The organism is Aphanothece sacrum FPU1 (assembly GCF_003864295.1).
GTDB classification, from domain to species: domain Bacteria; phylum Cyanobacteriota; class Cyanobacteriia; order Cyanobacteriales; family Microcystaceae; genus Aphanothece_B; species Aphanothece_B sacrum.
On sequence record NZ_BDQK01000017.1, the window covers coordinates 33,763 to 49,300 of the forward strand.

At 37.0% G+C, this 15,538-nt stretch carries 16 protein-coding genes; 8 read left to right on the forward strand and 8 right to left on the reverse strand.

The features are described from left to right. Positions 1–121 precede the first annotated feature (121 nt). Entirely contained in the window at positions 122–1,141 is a 1,020-nt protein-coding gene (locus AsFPU1_RS20000) for an ABC transporter permease (RefSeq protein ID WP_172957525.1), read from the reverse strand. Between the two features lie 119 nt (positions 1,142–1,260). Here AsFPU1_RS20000 and AsFPU1_RS20005 point away from each other — a divergent pair, with 119 nt between their 5' ends. Further along, positions 1,261–1,446 (forward strand): PCP reductase family protein, encoded by a 186-nt coding sequence (locus tag AsFPU1_RS20005; RefSeq protein WP_124975819.1) that lies wholly within the window; start codon positions 1,261–1,263, stop codon positions 1,444–1,446. Between the two features lie 195 nt (positions 1,447–1,641). On the opposite strand, the gene AsFPU1_RS20010 is transcribed toward AsFPU1_RS20005, so the two are convergent. Then, positions 1,642–3,411 carry an iron uptake porin gene (locus tag AsFPU1_RS20010; RefSeq protein ID WP_124975817.1) on the reverse strand — a complete coding sequence of 590 codons (1,770 nt, stop codon included), beginning with the start codon at positions 3,409–3,411 and terminating at the stop codon, positions 1,642–1,644. 383 nt (positions 3,412–3,794) lie between these two features. Further along, positions 3,795–4,265 (reverse strand): thiol-disulfide oxidoreductase DCC family protein, encoded by a 471-nt coding sequence (locus AsFPU1_RS20015; RefSeq protein WP_124975815.1) that lies wholly within the window; start codon positions 4,263–4,265, stop codon positions 3,795–3,797. A gap of 124 nt (positions 4,266–4,389) precedes the next feature. Here AsFPU1_RS20015 and AsFPU1_RS22805 point away from each other — a divergent pair, with 124 nt between their 5' ends. The 3 genes from AsFPU1_RS22805 to AsFPU1_RS20025 all read left to right on the forward strand — a co-directional run bounded on the left by AsFPU1_RS22805 (position 4,390) and on the right by AsFPU1_RS20025 (position 8,572). Further along, on the forward strand, positions 4,390–4,557 hold the full coding sequence (locus tag AsFPU1_RS22805; protein ID WP_172957524.1) for a hypothetical protein: 168 nt from the start codon (positions 4,390–4,392) through the stop codon (positions 4,555–4,557). 392 nt (positions 4,558–4,949) lie between these two features. After that, positions 4,950–7,976 (forward strand): exonuclease subunit SbcC, encoded by a 3,027-nt coding sequence (sbcC, locus tag AsFPU1_RS20020; RefSeq protein WP_124975813.1) that lies wholly within the window; start codon positions 4,950–4,952, stop codon positions 7,974–7,976. Positions 7,977–8,215: 239 nt separating this feature from the next. Continuing rightward, positions 8,216–8,572, forward strand: coding sequence for a hypothetical protein (locus tag AsFPU1_RS20025; protein WP_227873558.1), 357 nt, complete (start codon positions 8,216–8,218; stop codon positions 8,570–8,572). Positions 8,573–8,630: 58 nt separating this feature from the next. Here AsFPU1_RS20025 and AsFPU1_RS20030 read toward each other — a convergent pair whose 3' ends face one another. After that, positions 8,631–9,713, reverse strand: coding sequence for a RuBisCO accumulation factor 1 (locus tag AsFPU1_RS20030; protein WP_124975809.1), 1,083 nt, complete (start codon positions 9,711–9,713; stop codon positions 8,631–8,633). Positions 9,714–9,862: 149 nt separating this feature from the next. Here AsFPU1_RS20030 and ccmO point away from each other — a divergent pair, with 149 nt between their 5' ends. Further along, positions 9,863–10,675, forward strand: coding sequence for a beta-carboxysome assembly protein CcmO (gene ccmO / locus AsFPU1_RS20035; RefSeq protein ID WP_124975807.1), 813 nt, complete (start codon positions 9,863–9,865; stop codon positions 10,673–10,675). A gap of 2 nt (positions 10,676–10,677) precedes the next feature. Here ccmO and AsFPU1_RS20040 read toward each other — a convergent pair whose 3' ends face one another. The 3 genes from AsFPU1_RS20040 to AsFPU1_RS20050 all read right to left on the reverse strand — a co-directional run bounded on the left by AsFPU1_RS20040 (position 10,678) and on the right by AsFPU1_RS20050 (position 12,150). Then, positions 10,678–10,965 carry a DUF7734 family protein gene (locus tag AsFPU1_RS20040; protein WP_124975878.1) on the reverse strand — a complete coding sequence of 96 codons (288 nt, stop codon included), beginning with the start codon at positions 10,963–10,965 and terminating at the stop codon, positions 10,678–10,680. A gap of 60 nt (positions 10,966–11,025) precedes the next feature. Beyond that, on the reverse strand, positions 11,026–11,652 hold the full coding sequence (locus tag AsFPU1_RS20045) for a DUF3177 family protein (RefSeq protein ID WP_124975805.1): 627 nt from the start codon (positions 11,650–11,652) through the stop codon (positions 11,026–11,028). A gap of 273 nt (positions 11,653–11,925) precedes the next feature. Next, positions 11,926–12,150 (reverse strand): Calvin cycle protein CP12, encoded by a 225-nt coding sequence (locus tag AsFPU1_RS20050; RefSeq protein WP_124975804.1) that lies wholly within the window; start codon positions 12,148–12,150, stop codon positions 11,926–11,928. Positions 12,151–12,556: 406 nt separating this feature from the next. Here AsFPU1_RS20050 and AsFPU1_RS20055 point away from each other — a divergent pair, with 406 nt between their 5' ends. Together AsFPU1_RS20055 and grxC are read left to right on the forward strand one after the other, a co-directional pair. Next, the gene (locus tag AsFPU1_RS20055) at positions 12,557–13,798 is read left to right on the forward strand and encodes an FIST signal transduction protein (protein WP_227873560.1); all 1,242 of its coding nucleotides are present in this window, start codon (positions 12,557–12,559) and stop codon (positions 13,796–13,798) included. 45 nt (positions 13,799–13,843) lie between these two features. Beyond that, positions 13,844–14,158: a glutaredoxin 3 gene (gene grxC, locus AsFPU1_RS20060; protein ID WP_124975802.1), complete on the forward strand. Its 315-nt coding sequence runs from the start codon at positions 13,844–13,846 to the stop codon at positions 14,156–14,158. Here grxC and AsFPU1_RS20065 read toward each other — a convergent pair. After that, on the reverse strand, positions 14,143–15,051 hold the full coding sequence (locus AsFPU1_RS20065; protein ID WP_124975800.1) for a DMT family transporter: 909 nt from the start codon (positions 15,049–15,051) through the stop codon (positions 14,143–14,145). The two genes, grxC and AsFPU1_RS20065, sit on opposite strands and share 16 nt — an antisense overlap. 54 nt (positions 15,052–15,105) lie before the next feature. On the opposite strand from AsFPU1_RS20065, the gene AsFPU1_RS20070 reads away from it, so the two are divergent. Then, positions 15,106–15,468: a DUF1823 family protein gene (locus tag AsFPU1_RS20070; protein ID WP_124975873.1), complete on the forward strand. Its 363-nt coding sequence runs from the start codon at positions 15,106–15,108 to the stop codon at positions 15,466–15,468. Positions 15,469–15,538 lie beyond the last annotated feature (70 nt).

Here is a 15,538-nt window from a genome sequence, read left to right on the forward strand (position 1 = left end):
AAATTCAATAAACTCGCCTCTATTACTAAAATGGTGTCAGGGCGGGTTTATCTGATTTTTTAGTGAAAATCAGCCATATTAGTCAAAAACCCGCCCCTACGGAATTTCTGTCTTTCCCACATTAATAACGAATGCGAGGATCAACATAAGCATTAGCTAAATCGATTAAAATACTAGCAAATACGACAATAGCTCCGAAAAATACCATAATTCCCTGAACTGTCGGATAATCTCTCACAGAAATCGCCTCATATAACCGATTTCCTAATCCTGGCCAAGAAAACGTTACTTCTGTCAAGACGGCCCCACCTAATAAAGAGGCAAAAGTCAATCCTAACACCGTAATAACGGGAATCAAGGCATTTTTAAGGGCATGAGCTAATAAAATACGTCTTTCGGGAATTCCTCTCGCTCTAGCGGCTTCTACATAGTCAGCTTGTAAGGTTTGTTTTAAGTTGACCCGTACCATGCGTTCAAAAATCCCACTTAATAGAATCCCTAACGTAAAGCTAGGTAAGATTAAATAGTAGATAGATAGAGAAAATTGCCCTAAATTTCCCCCTAATAAGCTATCAAGGGTGTAAATGCCCGTTATAGGATTAGGAGAGGTTTGATCGAGGGGAAAACGAGTTCCCAAGGGAAACAAACGTAACTGTACCGAGAAAATCAATTGTAAAAGCATTCCTACCCAAAAAATCGGCAAAGAATAGGTAATAATGCCAAATAATCGCCCTCCTACATCTACGGAAGTATTAGGACGAGAAGCGGACAAAATGCCAATTGTCACCCCTATTACCACTGCGATGATCATACTATAGAAAGCTAGCTCAGCCGTAGCAGGGAAATGTTCACCAATAATTTGCCAAACTGATTTGCCATTACTGGTGAGGGAACTGCCTAAGTCAAAACGAAGCACTTGACCGAGATAAATGAGATATTGTAGCCATAACGGTTGATTTAAGCCTAATTGTTCCCGTAGAGCGGATTTTGCTGATTCAGGAGCCCGATTACCCAGAATAGCATCAGCAGGGTCTCCAGGAGTTGCCCGTAAGAGGAGAAAAACGAGAGTGATAATCGTCCAAATCATCAACGGGGCTAATAATAGACGAGCGAACAGATAATATTTTAAAGACTTGCTCACGGGATAAAACCCCTATCTATAAAGGTTTGTAGGTTTGAAGTAGACAAAATTAAGCTAACTACTTCTGCTATAATTCAAATAGAGTGTTTTAAACCCTCAAATCATAATATCTCACTGTCATGAGTGATTTTAATTTAGGTGATACCCTGCATTGGACAGCAGAAGCAGAACTAAAACTGAAGAATATTCCTTATTTTGTGCGAACTCAGGCCCGTCAACGGATTGAAGCTTTGGCCCGGGCCTCCAGTTTAAACGAAGTTACAGCCGAACTCGTAGAACAAGCTCGGCTAGACTTTGGACAGTAATGGGGGGTGGGTTTTTGTAGGGGCGGGTTTTTGTAGGGGCGAGTTTTTGTAGGGGCGGGTTTTTGTAGGGGCGGGTTTTTTACAGGAGTTATGATGCCCACAAAAAAGTTGAATAAACCCGCCCCTCTTTTATGATGCCCACAAAAAAGTTGAATAAACCCGCCCCTCTTGTGTGATTAATGTTGCATAAACAATTTAGAAGGTAAATGTGGTTCGGATAGCTCCCACCCAAATACTGTTGTTCTGATTATTCCCATCAGGATTAATGATCACATAAACTCCTGGAGTAATCAAAACATTATTACTAATGGGATACTTGTACTGAGTTTCTACAATATAAGGAGTATCTTGGTCAGGAATGGTTAAATCTCCGGTTAAAGCATCGATACGTCTGGCATTACTCGTTTGGCCTCCGGCTACACTAAACACAGCCCCTTCTTTGCCTATATCAATGACGGAAAGGGCTGCACTCCAGGCCCAAATATCGGCCCCAAAGCCTTTACGACTGTTGCCATCAGCATCAGATCCCTGGGCGCGGGCTAGAGCATAACCGCCCCAAGCTGACAGGTTAAAACTGGGACTAATACGCCAATTTCCCGTAATACCGTAACTATCCCGAATGGTAGGCGCGCCTAAGAATGGATCTCTGGCTATTCCTGTTCCAGTTTGACTGGTTTGGTTATTCGGTTCAACATAACTTCCTGTACTAGAGCTTATATCGCTTTCGGCATTTTTGAAGTAGGTATGCAAGAAAGTCAAGGTGAAACTCAAGGCATCTGAGGGATAGACCCCTAATTGGGCCCCTGTACTGTAATTACCGTTGAATAAACCGTTATTCAAATCGGGATTATTACCATTATTGGTCAGATATAGACCTCTGAGGATGAAAGCGTCACTAAATTTATAAGATAACCCAATACCTTTACCTTCTGAACCACGAAAGGTTAGGGGGTTATAGCGGATAAAACGAGACAAGGCCCCTGATTCTTCCGCGAATAAGAAAGGGTTGCCCACATCAAAGATATCATCAATATCAAGGGAGTTACCCCCCACCCAAGCGGTCAAATTACCCACAGGGAAGCGATAATACATATCATCGATAATGGCGTTACCATTGAGTTGAGAATCGTGACCTAAGCGGGCCATATTGGTTCCGGTGGGGTCTGACCAATCAACGATACTTCCTGATTCAAAGCGGGTTTTGAGCAAATCTTCCCCTGTAAAGCTGGTATCGAAGTTATAACGAACCCGATAACCTAAAACCCCTTTGTCGTCAATGCGTCGTCTTTCCAGTAATCCTTGGTTCAAAAGATCTTGTTCTCGAAAATCTAAGGCCCTTTCTCCCCAAGCATCAGAGACGGTAAAAATGGCTTCTCCGTTTAGTTTGGTAGTGGTGGCAAATTGATGATCTTCGAGAAAAGCGACTCTAGATTCAATATTACTGACTCTTGAGCCTAAAGCGACTAATTCTTGCTCGAATTCTTGGGCTAATCGTTTGAGTTTCTCGATATCTTCCCGTAAAACGGCTACATTCTCTTGTAATAGTCGTTCAATGGTGTTTAAACAAGCGTTTAACCCGGCTGCAAATTCCCAACGTGAGGCAGCGCGGTTGCCTCGGAACGTACGATCAGGATAACCCACAATACAACCATAGCGTTCTACTAAGCTGCGTAACGCTTCATAGGCCCAATCTGTGGGTGATACGTCTTTTAACTCAGAAACGCTGGTTACTTGTGACATGGGTTGACTAGCGGCTGAGTCATTAAACTGTTGAGTCTGACTACGATTAAGAGGGGTTTGTAGTTCAGGACGATTGCGAATAACTCCTAATGCTTCTGTAGGAGAAATTGTCTCAAAATTAGTGGTTTCTTGCTCTGGGGCCGCGATCGCTGCTTGGGTAATTATACCAGAAATACCTAAAATCCAGGTGGTTTTTTTGAGAATATTATGCAATAAGTTAGACATGGGATCACTCTTCACACCGAAGTAATTAAGATTAAACTCATTAAACAGAACGAATTTGTCTGTCTTGAGAATGTTTAACCAATTAATAATGTACAATATTTCACAGATAAGATTATACAAATTTTTCTGGTGAATTGGTAGTGAAGAATTGTATCTAAAAAAAGATAAAAATCTTAAAAAAATCTGGTTCTATCGGACAAACTATGCTAAATTAATAATTAATGACAGACTCAAGTCTGATCCTATAAAGACTAAGTCCGCCTGCGCGGACTGCAATTATAGGTTGCTTAGGCAACCTTTGTTTGTATATCTTAACTCTGAGCGAGTTAAGGTCTATCATTTGTAACAATTTAGCATAACTTGTCCGGTGGAACCAAAAATCTTTAATCTTGACAAGAGTTAAGTTTACATCTGCTGTTTTGTTGCTTTTGTTGACGTTGAGCTACTAAGATATTTAAATTAGGTCGTCGAGTGAGAGGAAGACGCAATTTTGCCCAAATACGATAAAACAAATTAGCTATAGCCTCAATAACAGGGAATTTAGTAATAGCATAAACCCAACCCAGTCCTAATACTTCATAAACTAAGCGAAAGGCTTCTATATCTTTTGCTATTGTACCATCTGGCAAAATAGCATGAATACGCCCCATTGCTGTTTCGTAGTCAACTCCTCCATGTTCTTCGGGATGATAATTTTGTTCAGCAATGTCTACTAATGAAACCAGTCCCCGTTGGTTATCTTGTTTTTGTAGAAATCGTATTTCTCTTAAACATAAAGGACATTCTCCATCATAAAGTAGTTTAATTTTCCAGGTTGGGATAAGGTGAATAATTTCGGTTTTAGTTGTTGACATTAGAATCAATAAATTAGTGGTTTTATTTATATATAAATATGGAACGCCGCATCTTGCCCGTTATAGTCTATAATCCTAGATATAAATATTTCTATTTTAGCTCATCAATAAGGGATAAGGAATAATGAATCAAGAAAAAATTGTCGCTATTATTACTGGAGCAATTTCTATCTTATTAGCAGTTGCTTATCTTATTATAGTTCAACTTCTGGACTTGAGAGGAAAAATGATTCCTGCGCCCACTTTGGAGGGAATTATAACCTTACGAATGGTTTTGGGGGGGTTTATCTAATATATTGGCAATGGGCGGGTTTATTCAACAGGACTTACGCAGATACGTTATTAGTAGGGTGGGTTAGTGATAGCGTAACCCACCGTGACACTATCGGTAGAGTCTATGGGTTATTGAATATGTTGGTGATGGGCGGGTTTATGGAATATATTAGTGATAATCGGGAAATTTTAGTGAAAACCCGCCCATACGACTGTTTTGGGGGAATTTATGGCATATTTTGGTGATAATTTGCAAATTTTAGTGAAAACCCGCCCCTATGTGTATTAATTTATAAATAATTGTAACGATTTAACTTTAAAGAGTAGAATTATTAAAGTTTAGATGACTAAACTAAACAATAGTAGTTTAAAAAGATCTGCTTAAAATTTTCTTGGATTTTCTTGATTTTCATGATTCCTTTGCAACTGACTCTCAAAAATTTTCTAAGTTATCGAGAGGCAACTCTAGATTTTAGAGGACTACATACTGCCTGTATTTGTGGAGCAAATGGGGCCGGAAAATCTTCTTTACTAGAAGCTATTACATGGGTGATTTGGGGTAAAACTAGAACTGCTACAGATGAAGATTTGATTTATTTAGGGGCTGATAATGTACGAGTTGATTATCAATTTATTAGTCAGCAAGAAACCTATCGTATTATTCGTATTCGTAAGCGTGGTGGCAATATTTCCTTATATTTTCAGATAGAAAGTGGGGGAGAATTTCGCTCTATTAATGAGAAGACAGTTAAAACAACTCAAGACCAAATTATTACTACTCTAAAACTTGATTATGATACCTTTGTTAATTCTGCTTATTTACGTCAAGGAAGGGCAGATGAATTTATGTTACGTTCAGCACCAGAAAGAAAAAAAATTTTAGCAGAGTTATTAAAACTTGATCAGTATGAATTTTTAGCAACTCAAGCCAAAGATTTATCAAAACAGTATAAAGGACAAGCAGAACAAATACAATTAAGTTTAACATCAATTAAACAACAATTAACCCAAGAAACCGACTTTAAACAACAACAAGAAAAATTAGCTCAAGATATTAAAACCTTACAATTGGAACAAGATACAGATATCAAGAGATTACAAGAAGTTCAAGAAATAAATAATCAAAGAAAAATCTGGACTGAACAGTTAAATTGGCAACAAAATCAATATAAAAAAATAATACAAGATCGTCAAAGATTAATTCAAGAAAAAGCTGAATTAATTCCTAATATTACTAAGAAAAAAACTCTTATAGATCAAGAATCAGACATTAATCAACACTATCAAGAATTTATTAGATTACAACAAGAACAAGCTAAATTATCAGAGCAATTTAAAGCTTATCAAGAAACCCAACAGCAAAAACAAGAATTAGAACAGAAATTACTAAAAATATACAATGAGTTAAAATTACAAATTAGTCAAAGACAAACCAAATTAGAAAGTTTACAACAACAGGAACAAGAATTAGAACAAATTCTCAAGCGTTCCGATGAAGTAAAATCAGGGTTAGAACAATTACGTTTACATCGTCAACGGTTACATCAATTAGATAAATTGCAACATCAAGTAACTCCTTTAGTCCAAAGACAGAACAGTTTAAAAATACAAATTGAACGAGTTAAAGCTAATTTAAAAGCCAAACTCGAACAGTTACATCAAATAGAGAAACAATTTTTATTAGAACTCGATAAAATACCACAAAGAAGAAATATTTTACAAGAGATTGATGGTAAAATAGAAGCTATTGAAAAAAAGAAAATTTATCAAAAGAGAGTTCAAGAAAAAAGACAAGAAAAACAATTATTAAAAGAGAAGTTAACAGTTAACCAGGGCAGTTATGAGGAGCAAATAGAAGAATTAGAGCAAAAATTAAAATTATTAGATATTCCTGAAGCTATTTGTCCTTTATGTGAACAAGGTTTAGATGATAATCATCGTTATCATGTAGTTGAAAAAACCCAAATTAAACTACAACAAATTCAAGAGCAGATTTGGTTAATTAAAGAAAAAATCTTAATCAATAAACGAGATTTAAGAAATCTAGATTCCGAGAATATTCAGCTAGAAAGAGAGGTTAAATCTTATGATAGTTTAAAACAAGATTTTATGCAAGTTGATGCTAAATTAGAGGAAGTAGGAGAGATTAAAATTAAACTCAAGAAGGTTAGACAAGAAATCAAACAAATAGAAGAATCTCTAACAACAGAAACCTATGGATTAGAATTACAATCTGAGTTTAATATATTAACACAAAAATTAAAAGAGCTTAATTATGATGAACAAACTCATGCTTTAGTGAGAGGAGAAGTAGATAAATGGCGCAAAGCAGAAATTCAACAAGCTAAAATTGCTGATGCAACTCGTCGTCAAGGGATTATTAATCAACAAAAACCGGAACTTATTCAAAAGATTCAAGACTTAGATAAGCAAATAAAAGACCTGTATATTAACTCGGAAATCAAAAACAAAATTAATGAATTAGAACAATATTTAAAAGAATTAGGATATGAGCAATCTTATCATCAAACCATCTTAAATTCTTTGCGTCAAGCTCAATCTTGGCAACTTAAATATCAAGAATTACAACAAGCTAAACAAGAATATCCTCAACTTAAAGAACGTCTTGAAAGCTTAGAACTTAGATTAGATTTACAAACAAATGAAGTTTTAAAAATAGAAGAACAAATGAAAGATTTATCAGATAAAATAGCTACTATAAAAGATAGTGAACAAGAATTAATGATATTAGAGAAACAAATTCAAACGAGAAGACATAAGTTAGATGAATGTTTAGGTCAACAGGGAAAATTAGAACAATCTTTATCTCAATTAACAACTATTCAACAACAATATGAAGACTATGACAAACAGTTTAAAGAAGTTCGTAAAAAATATTTGATTTATAAAGAATTAGGAGACGCATTTGGTAAAAATGGCATACAAGCATTAATGATTGAAAATGTTTTACCTCAATTAGAAGCAGAAACAAATCAAATTTTATCCAGATTAACAGGGAATCAATTATATATTCAATTCATCACACAAAAGTCCAGTAGAAGTGGTAATTCTCGTAAAAAACAGGCTAAAATGATAGATACATTGGATATTTTTATTGCTGATTCTAAGGGGACTCGTGCTTATGAAACTTATTCGGGGGGTGAATCATTTCGTATTAATTTTTCGATTCGGTTAGCATTAGCTAATTTATTAGCACAAAGAGCAGGAACTTCTCTACAAATGCTGATTATTGATGAAGGTTTTGGTACACAAGATGCTGAAGGTTGTGACAGATTAATTGCGGCTATTAATGCAATTTCATCTGATTTTTCTTGTATTTTAGCTGTTACCCATATGCCTCAATTTAAGGAAGCATTTCAAAATAGAATTGAAGTGTATAAAACTAATCAAGGTTCTCAATTAACTTTATCTAGTTAAAAAAAATATGAAATATGAATTATGAATTATGAATTATGAATTATGAATTATGAATTATGAATTAAGCTAAGACGCATTTAAACTGGGTATTCTCTCATTAGTTAAAAAAGCTGATAACCCTTACTGTTACTGTTCCCCGTTCCGGCGTTCCCTTGTCTCCAGAAACCAATTTAGATGCTTAACAGCTTATAGATTATGAATTATGAATTATGAATTATGAATTATTGAACATGAAACCTATGAAACTTATCAATTTAACCTTAATAATAACCTTATCAATTAGTTTACCTGCTTATGCTGATCAATGTGCGTATATTACAAAAGAACAAGCATTAAGGGCCGTATCTTTATTAAATCTTAAACAAACTATTTATCTGTTATGTGAACCCTGTGGTGAAACAATTCCCCAACTCATGACCATAAATTCTATCTCGATTGGAACTGTTGATTATGAAAATTTTTGGCAAGTTTCTATTAATGGTAAAGGTCTTGATTTAGCTTATACTTTTATCCCTTCAACTGTTGAGAAAAAAAATATTAATTTAGCAGCGATCGCGGGTTGTTCTGCTAGTGATGTTAGTCCTTTTATTCCTTAAATATTAAACCCTAAAGGGTTAAGCTATTAAAACAAAGCCCGCCTACGCGGGCTTATGGTTAATCATCCATTTGCCAAGCTTCTAAAATGTTATTTTCATCAAAAACCTTTTTAGGACGTACCACAATAACGATTTGACCTAATAAGGGAATTGAAGGCATTTCTTCAAACCATTTAAAGGTTAACTGTCCTTCTTCTTCAATGAGAAAATAACTATTAGCATTCCACTGATTTATTTGTCGATCAACTAATATTAAAACTTCCTCCGGGTTCCCTGTTAAATCTTTCGGTAATTGATCACTCATACACAAAATACCGACGGGATCTTGTGCTTTTAAAACTGCGCGCCATCCTGGTAGGGGAATGACTGATCCGGTTCCTGAATAATTAATAAGATGAAAAGGATAAACCGGGTTTAAAGTCTTTACCCCCTCTAAGTCATTTTTCGTCAAAGGGAGGGTTCCCACCACCGGAATAATGCGACATATCTCCTCTTGTACTTCTAGACGATGGAGAGGAATTAAAGGCGCACTCGTCTCAGGAATAATGGTAAAATCACTCAAAAGCTTTTCAATGGCTTCTCTGGCTGTGGCAGAGTGGGCAAATTTAAGCCCCTTAGCAATCAACCGAGTCCTCTGTGAGAGATCCCTTTTTTGTCGCGCTTGTTTCCAACATTGATAAGCGATCGCATCTCCAGGATGGACAATAAACCCTGACGGAAGTTGAGACAGACGGGAAAATTCTTGAAAAGCCTTAGCAACTTCCTTCGCAGTTTGATTATCAAGATTTTTGCTATAAGCTAATTGGGCGATAACTGCCCGTTGTTCTTGGTTAAGGATACGAAATTCGTAGAGAACATCACTTTTGGGCCCAAGATAATAGGCCAAAACTTCCTCAGAGACATCCTCATTTAATAAACTTTCATAAACTTGGGCCGCCACAACAATTAAATTTTGTTGAACAGCTTGAAATCCAGTCTGTTCAAAGATAAATTGTCCGTTATAACCTGCTTTTTGTAGCTGGTGACAGGTTTTCCCCCAATATACCCAATTTCCCTCTTTATGAAGGAGCGATCGCAGTAATTGGTTAGCGTCTTCTTCCGACAGTTGGGCTGAGATTTCCGGTGATTTATCGTCGTTCATAGAATATTTAACACGAGACTTATATTATCAAATCTTATCTAAGTATTGAGTAATCTTAAGCAATGATTAATCCTAACGCGATACACTAGAAAGTATCAGAATAGTCTATTGGACTTATAGACTATGTTCAGGGAATAAATTTAGATTTGATGACTAGATTAGCCGGTTCAACCCAACGACAAGCCTCTCAACAAGCAATGAAATCATCTTACCTCCCTAGTGATAGTGCTTTAGGCCTCGTCTCAACCCACAGTTTTCCAGCCATTGTCGGGACGGCAGATATGATGCTTAAATCCTCTGAAGTGACCTTAGTCGGATACGAAAAAATCGGCAGTGGTCATTGTACAGCGATAGTACGAGGAAAAGTAGCAGATGTACGCTTAGCAGTCGAAGAAGGGGCAAAAACCGCCGAACAGTTCGGCCAACTCATTTCTAAATTAGTGATTCCTCGCCCGATGCCTAATTTAGAGGCTATTTTTCCCATTGGTAGTTATTTAGTGGAAATGGCCCAACAACAACAGGGTTATAGTCGTTTAAGTAACAGTTCTATCGGACTTTTAGAAACCAGGGGGTTTCCGGCAATGGTAGGGGCTGCTGATGCCATGTTAAAATCAGCCGATGTACAATTGGCTTCTTATGAGATTATTGGGGATGGTTTATGTACAGCCATTATTCGAGGATCAGTGGCTAATGTGGCCGTGGCCATTGAAGCGGGAATACAAGCAGCAGAAAGGATTGGAGAACTTCATGCGGTGATGATTATTCCCAGATTATTAGAGGATCTTGAACATACTTTACCCGTAGCTAATTGTTGGCGAGAACAAGCAGAACCTTTACCGATGTTAATGCCGAATAAGGTTAGAGAAAGACAACGAGAATTAATTGCTTTACCAGAGTTAGAAAAAAGACCTTTAGTGTTCAAAAAACCGGTAGAAATATTGCAAAATGAACCTTTAGAATAAAGTTAATCCAACATAATTTCCATTTCCTCCCAAGTCATCCCCTGTTGCAAATATTTGGGTTCATGAGGATGATAAGGACTAGCCAAGCGATCAATCTGTATAATAATAGCCTCTTCCGTCAAAATTGGAACTTCTGGATCAAAATTAGTGGGACGCATTAAAGAACTTGAAAAGCCTTTAAAAATCATAATTTGATCCTGTTCCCCTGCGGTTTCAACTGTCACCAGTAAAACTTCTTGGGGACGTTTTAAGGTATAAGCTTCTAATCGTTTTTCTCGTAAAAATTTCATGATATTACGTTTAAACGGGCGAATGGCCATTCGCCCCTACTAATAATTAATAATTATTGTTTATTGTTCAAGTGCTGAACGTCCTTGTTTCCCTAGTCTGATAAAGAGAAAATAAGCAAAATAAAGGAGATAAATTGATAAACCTAATAACCCTAAAAATCCTAAAAATCCTGGTGTAGCATCGTTATGAACAATAAACCAATAGCCGACCGGAGCTTCAATCCAAACTTGACAAAAAGGCTTACTTAAAGCTTCCCCAGACAAAGAACAAGAGAGAAATGGCGCATTAATCATCGCCCCTAAACTGCCATAAATTGTTACTGCCCAACGCCAAGAAGTCACCGTTAATTTGAGCAAACTAGGGGGTAAATCCTTAATTTCATCGTTGACATCTAGCCAAAACCATAGAGAAATAGGAATCAGAATTTGGGCAGAAACTGCTGTTATAAAACTAATCTTGCCACAAAATATCTCAAAGGGAGTATTATTTCCCCAAGCTGGAATCATCAAATAAAGAGTAATGATTAATAAACTTGCTACTCGCCAGTAAATCATCATTAGACAGCTAATTGCTTCATTCTGTTTAACCAAAGCCCAAATAATTAAAACAATGGGAATAATGACATTAAATAACAAAGCCAGTCGATAATCTGTCCAAATTAAAGGCCGAAACCAAAGTTCTTCCATAATATTTTTTTGTCTTTAACATCGTCTGTAGGCTGAAACCGCAAACGCCTACCGTCTTACTCCCTCAAGACTTACGCAGATACGTTATTAGTAGGGTGGGTTAGTGATAGCGTAACCCACCATGACACTATCGGTAGAGTTTATGCGTAAGTCCTGTCCCTAAAACATTAGCCCCCAAAATTTTAGGTTCCCCCTAACCCCATCTAAAATTGTTGATTTAGATGGGGACTCGGCGAGACATTTGTTCAAGGTTAGGATGAATAATGCTCTATTCTAGTCATCGTAAAGTCTACACTCAGCCGCGTCAGGATTATCATCACAATATTGTTGAAACGGGGTCTTAGGCGGTTGATTTTGTCGTTGATGAGAAGCTTCTGCTTGTAATTCTTCTACAGCATCCCAAGCGGCAGCACACTGGCCAGTACTAGCACCTTCTGTACTACAAACTTCTTTAGCGTTTTGTAGTTCCTGCTCAATTTTTTCTTCGATATTACTCATGATTCCTCTGAATGTTATAACTGATACATTTATGCGGTAGAATGCGACATAAAGAAGCACTATACAGCAATAGCGTTTAGGTTTAATCACCTAAAAGGAGGTATCCCTCAAAGCTTCCAAACAACTTGAAAGCACGTTAACTTACCTGTTTTTCACGTCTTGGTTCTGGACGTTAACTAGCCATTTAATTGAATTTCGGGTTTAAAACACTCCTATTCAAAGGCATTGTTAAGCACCGCTTGCTGATCCTTTGCATTATACCAGATTTTTCCGTATTAGGGCGTAAATCAGGTATTAAAGGATGCTCCCTTTTCTTTCATCTTCTCATTTTATTGACAGACAATCTGCCCAAGTGAGAGGGGATGTCTTAGTATTTGACTATATCGCATTATATTATCAATCGCTTATGACCAATCAGATGCAGTGGATTAACGCTCTCTCAACTCGTCCTTCTCTAGAGGGTGCTGTTACAGAGGTAGTAGAAAAGATTCAGAAATCCTTGTCAGTGCTTCCTGATTTGGGCATTCTATTTATTTCTTCTACTTATGCGAGTGATTATAGCCGATTAATTCCCCTTATTTTAGAAAAATTGCCTTTACCTCTCCTAATTGGTTGTAGTGGCGGAGGTATTGTCGGAATTAATGGCTCATCTGATATCCTCGAAGTTGAAGGAAAATCGGCCCTAAGTCTCACTGTAGCTGTTTTACCTGGGGTTAAGCTCAAAGGGTTTCATCTGATGCCTGAAAATTTACCCGATTTAGATGCTTCTCCCCAAACTTGGAGTCAATTAGTAGGGGTTTCTCCTCAAGAAAATCCCCATTTTATTCTCTTGTCTGAGCCTTTAGCACCTAAAATGACTGATCTAGTCGAAGGACTCGATTTTGCTTATCCTCAAGCCGTTAAGGTGGGAGGATTAGCTAGTACCAGTATGATCAATCTTCCTAGTGCTTTATTTTATTATCAATTGGGTAAATCTGATCCCGATTTATATCATCAAGGAACCGTTGGGGTTGCTTTGAGTGGCAATATTGTCGTTGAGTCTATTGTTGCTCAAGGATGTCGTCCTATTGGTCAACCTTATCAAGTTTCTCAAGGCGATCGCAATATTATTCTAAAATTGGAACAATTTGGCGAAAATGGCCCTCCATTGCACTTTCTTCGAGATTTAATGTCAAATTTGAGTGAGCATGATCGACAATTAGCCCAACATTCTCTGTTTATCGGCGTTGTGCGTGACGAATTTACACAAGAACTTCAACCAGGAGATTTTTTAATTCGTAATTTTTTAGGGGTTGATCCCCGACTAGGAGCGATCGCCATTGGAGATCGGGTTCGGCCTGGCCAACGCATTCAATTTCATTTGCGAGATGCTCAAACTTCGGCGGAAGATTTGGAACTTCTATTACAGGCCTATTCATCGGGTAATAATTCAACAAATTCTATCAAAGGGGCTTTAATGTTTTCTTGTTTGGGACGGGGTGAAATGTTATACGGTGTGCCTAATTTTGATTCGCAATTATTTCGTCATTATTTCCCTCAAATTCCTTTAGGGGGGTTTTTCTGTCATGGAGAAATTGGCCCTGTTGGGAAACAAACTTTTTTACATGGTTATACCTCCGCTTTGGCTATTTTTCGTCAACCAAATTAAGTTAATCTTGGACATTTAAACCTGATCTATCCCTAAATTACTTATATGTTAGAAATCCTTAATTCTCTATTGAATCGTCATCCTGAAAACATTAAAGCTAATGTAGAAATTTATACTTGGCAGACTTGTCCGTTTTGTATTCGGGCCAAACTTCTACTCTGGTCAAAAGGAGTACACTTTACTGAATATAAAATTGATGGAAATGAATCTGCTAGAGAGAAAATGGCACAGAGATCCGAGGGAAGACGGTCTGTTCCCCAAATTTTTATTAATAATAAACCTATTGGAGGTTGTGATTCTCTCTATCATCTCAATGACACAAAAGAACTCGAACCTTTATTATCTCAACCTTCTGTATAAGAATCAATAGCTGCGATCATCACTCCTAATAATAAGATGATCGCACCCGTGATCACCACTAGAGAGGGAACTTCTCGAAACAGAATAAACCCTAAAAAACTTGCTCCCACAGGTTCAAATAAAATAGCTAGGGTGACTAATGTTGGAGAGATCCATCTAACGGCCCAATTCAAGCTCGTATGACCAATTAATTGCGAAAAAATAGCCATCAGAAACACATATCCATAGACCCTTGGAGAATAGCCAAAATAACCCGAACCTATCAATAATGGTAAAGGAAAAAGAGCGATCGCGGCGGTTGTATAAGCAATAATAATATAACTTCCTACCCTTAACCCTTCTCGTTGTGCTTCTCGTCCCCAGACTAAATAAAGACTGCCCATCCATGCTCCCACTAAGGCTAAAATATTACCTAACAGTGGGTTACTTCCTGTGGGGATGCCCTTAGTATCTCCCAATGCAATGAAAATACCCCCAATTAAAGCGATTATAATGCCAAAAATGGTACGTAAGCTTGGTTTTTCTTGGAACCAAATCCAAGAAATCAGAGATACCCACACAGGGTTAGTAGTTACCAGAGTAGTAGAAGCAACAATACTGGTAAAGGAGAGGGAAGTAATCCAAGTTGCAAAATGCAAACCTAACGCTAATCCCGCACTAATACCATAATAATAAGCTTTAGGGGTAACAGTTATTTGAGAAAAATTACGCCAGGTTGGAACTAAAAAAAAGGCTGCTATAATAATGCGAGATGCCGCTAAAAATAGGCTGAATCCAATTCCTGATTGACCCGATGCTTCTAGGGAAAGACGAATAAAAATGGCTGCCATAGAGACAGCAATTACCCCTATAATTAAAATCAATCCAACTTGCCAAGGATGAGGCGATCGCATCTCTCTTTAATCCTACTTAATTTTCTCTCTTAATTATCCTTAATTTTGGCGATAATCATGAATTTACCCCCCCTTAATGATGAAACAATTTGGGCTATTCTTAATGAAGAAATTGATGATGATACAGTTAATCAGTTAGTCTGGTATTATTTAGGGTATCGTTATGATAAAGTGAGTCAAACTTGGGATAATAGTCAAGTAGCAGAAGATTGGCAAAAAGACTATCCTGAGCCTCCTAATTTTATTGAAAATAGACCACCAATTGTTAAATTAACTCGTTCTATTCCTCAAGAAAATAAACAAATTCTCAAAGAAAAATTAGGATTTAAAGGTTATAAACTTGGCGAATTTAATCCAAGAGATACCCGTCGAGTAACAATGGCTAATTGGTTATTAAGTTATAGGGAATCAATTTAAATTAAAAATAATTTAAAAATGAATGGACTGTTGATGAGTAAGTCGTATATTGACGACAGTAAAGATGTTA

Bases quoted from the DNA above. Each gene is read 5' to 3' on its own strand.
- AsFPU1_RS20005 (WP_124975819.1), top strand. From the start codon at position 1,261: ATGAGTGATTTTAATTTAGGTGATACCCTGCATTGGACAGCAGAAGCA.
- AsFPU1_RS20010 (WP_124975817.1), bottom strand. From the start codon at position 3,411: ATGTCTAACTTATTGCATAATATTCTCAAAAAAACCACCTGGATTTTA.
- AsFPU1_RS20015 (WP_124975815.1), bottom strand. From the start codon at position 4,265: ATGTCAACAACTAAAACCGAAATTATTCACCTTATCCCAACCTGGAAA.
- AsFPU1_RS22805 (WP_172957524.1), top strand. From the start codon at position 4,390: ATGAATCAAGAAAAAATTGTCGCTATTATTACTGGAGCAATTTCTATC.
- sbcC (WP_124975813.1), top strand. From the start codon at position 4,950: ATGATTCCTTTGCAACTGACTCTCAAAAATTTTCTAAGTTATCGAGAG.
- AsFPU1_RS20025 (WP_227873558.1), top strand. From the start codon at position 8,216: ATGAAACTTATCAATTTAACCTTAATAATAACCTTATCAATTAGTTTA.
- AsFPU1_RS20030 (WP_124975809.1), bottom strand. From the start codon at position 9,713: ATGAACGACGATAAATCACCGGAAATCTCAGCCCAACTGTCGGAAGAA.
- ccmO (WP_124975807.1), top strand. From the start codon at position 9,863: ATGACTAGATTAGCCGGTTCAACCCAACGACAAGCCTCTCAACAAGCA.
- AsFPU1_RS20040 (WP_124975878.1), bottom strand. From the start codon at position 10,965: ATGAAATTTTTACGAGAAAAACGATTAGAAGCTTATACCTTAAAACGT.
- AsFPU1_RS20045 (WP_124975805.1), bottom strand. From the start codon at position 11,652: ATGGAAGAACTTTGGTTTCGGCCTTTAATTTGGACAGATTATCGACTG.
- AsFPU1_RS20050 (WP_124975804.1), bottom strand. From the start codon at position 12,150: ATGAGTAATATCGAAGAAAAAATTGAGCAGGAACTACAAAACGCTAAA.
- AsFPU1_RS20055 (WP_227873560.1), top strand. From the start codon at position 12,557: ATGACCAATCAGATGCAGTGGATTAACGCTCTCTCAACTCGTCCTTCT.
- grxC (WP_124975802.1), top strand. From the start codon at position 13,844: ATGTTAGAAATCCTTAATTCTCTATTGAATCGTCATCCTGAAAACATT.
- AsFPU1_RS20065 (WP_124975800.1), bottom strand. From the start codon at position 15,051: ATGCGATCGCCTCATCCTTGGCAAGTTGGATTGATTTTAATTATAGGG.